The organism is Stenotrophomonas capsici (genome assembly GCF_034961085.1).
Classification (GTDB): domain Bacteria; phylum Pseudomonadota; class Gammaproteobacteria; order Xanthomonadales; family Xanthomonadaceae; genus Stenotrophomonas; species Stenotrophomonas capsici.
The window spans coordinates 1-1,469 of record NZ_JAYFUH010000189.1; the positions used below are offsets into that span (position 1 = coordinate 1).

3 protein-coding genes are annotated in these 1,469 nt (G+C 67.1%); all 3 read right to left on the reverse strand.

Annotated features, from left to right (window positions below; all coding sequences use genetic code 11):
- Positions 1–497: 2-dehydropantoate 2-reductase N-terminal domain-containing protein (locus VA603_RS11225; protein ID WP_323438886.1), on the reverse strand; the 497-nt coding region annotated here is incomplete at its 3' end.
- A 19-nt stretch (positions 498–516) separates the two neighbouring features.
- The gene (gene secB / locus VA603_RS11230) at positions 517–1,032 is read right to left on the reverse strand and encodes a protein-export chaperone SecB (RefSeq protein ID WP_132862378.1); all 516 of its coding nucleotides are present in this window, start codon (positions 1,030–1,032) and stop codon (positions 517–519) included.
- Positions 1,033–1,135: 103 nt separating this feature from the next.
- Positions 1,136–1,469, reverse strand: a 334-nt coding sequence (locus VA603_RS11235) for a rhodanese-like domain-containing protein (protein WP_323438887.1), incomplete at its 5' end; no start/stop codon positions are given.

Genomic DNA, 1,469 nt, shown 5'->3' on the forward strand with positions numbered 1-1,469 from the left:
TGGGCGAAAGCGTCGTCATCACCGTGGACGGTGATCGCCGTGGGCAGGCCCAGGGTCACTTCCTTGGCGAAGGACGGGCCGGTGACGACGGCCAGCGGCACGTCCGGGCCCAGCACTTCACGGGCCACTTCATGCAGGAAACGCCCCGAGCCGGGCTCGAAGCCCTTGGTGGCCCAGGCCACGCCGGCCCCGGCCGGCCGCAGCGGCGCCAGCGCGCGCACGGTCTCGGCGAAGGCATGCGAAGGCACCACCACCAGGATCCAGCTGGCACCGGCAACGGTGGCAGCCAGGTCGGTGCTGGCGCGCAGGGAATCAGGCAAGGGAATCCCCGGCAGGTACCGGGGATTCTCGTGACGCTGGTCGATCGCCTCGATGACGGCGGCATCGCGTCCCCACAGCACGGTCGGGTGACCGTGCCGGGCCAGCAAGGTGGCCAGCGCGGTGCCCCAGGAGCCCGCGCCGAGGACGGCGATCTTGTTCGCGTCGGTCGTACTCATCCGATGTCGCGGACGCCGATCAGGCGTTGCCGGCCGGCTCGGAGTCGGCCAGCGAGGCTTCGCCCTGGGCCTGGCGCTGGCGCAGGGTTTCGGCGTACAGGCCTTCGAAGTTGATCGGCTGCAGGTAGAACGGCGGGAAGCCGCCGGCCTGGATCAGGTCCGACACCATCGAACGCACGTACGGGAACAGGATGTTCGGGCACTGGGTGCCGAGCAGCACGTCGATCGCCTGCGGCTCCAGGCCGATCAGGCCGAACACGCCGGCCTGCTGCACTTCGGCGACGTAGGCGGTCTTGTCACCGGCCTTGCAGGTCAGGGTCACGCCCAGCACCACTTCGAAGGCGGTGTCGGACAGGCGCTGCACCTTCTGGTTCAGGTTCAGCTGCAGGTCCGGCTGCACGTTCTCATTGAAGATGACCGGCGAGTTCGGGGATTCGAAAGAAACGTCCTTGACGTAGATCTTCTCGATGGTGAAAGCCGGGCCGTTGGCAGCTTCGTCAGCCGGGACTACGCCGTTGGTGTTCTCTTCGGACATTTCTCAAGACTCCAGAACAGATTGTTCAATGATTGGGATTGTTACCAGACCAGCGATGGGGGCGGTCCACGCCGTCCACAAGGCCTTAACGCAAATTAACTGCTCAGCCGCGGCCCTTGACCAGCGGCAGGTCCGCCGCCTGCCAGGCCGGCAGGCCGCCGTCGAGCACGTACACCTGCTCGAAGCCGGCCTTCTTCAGCACCTTGGCGGCGGTGGCGGAGGCATTGCCGGTGCGGCACAGCAGCACCACCGGCGACTGCTTGGCCGGGGCCAGCAGCTTGTGGGTCGGGCTCACCTGGGCCGGCTGCAGGTTGCGGCTGCCGACGATATGGCCCTTCTCGAAATCGCTGGCGGCCGACAGGTCGATCACCACGGCCCCACCGGCATTGATCAGGTGGGTCAGCTCGGACGGCTTGAGCGACTTGTAGCCGCGGAAC

Coding starts and splice junctions, on each gene's coding strand:
- secB (WP_132862378.1), bottom strand. CDS start 1,032: ATGTCCGAAGAGAACACCAACGGCGTAGTCCCGGCTGACGAAGCTGCC.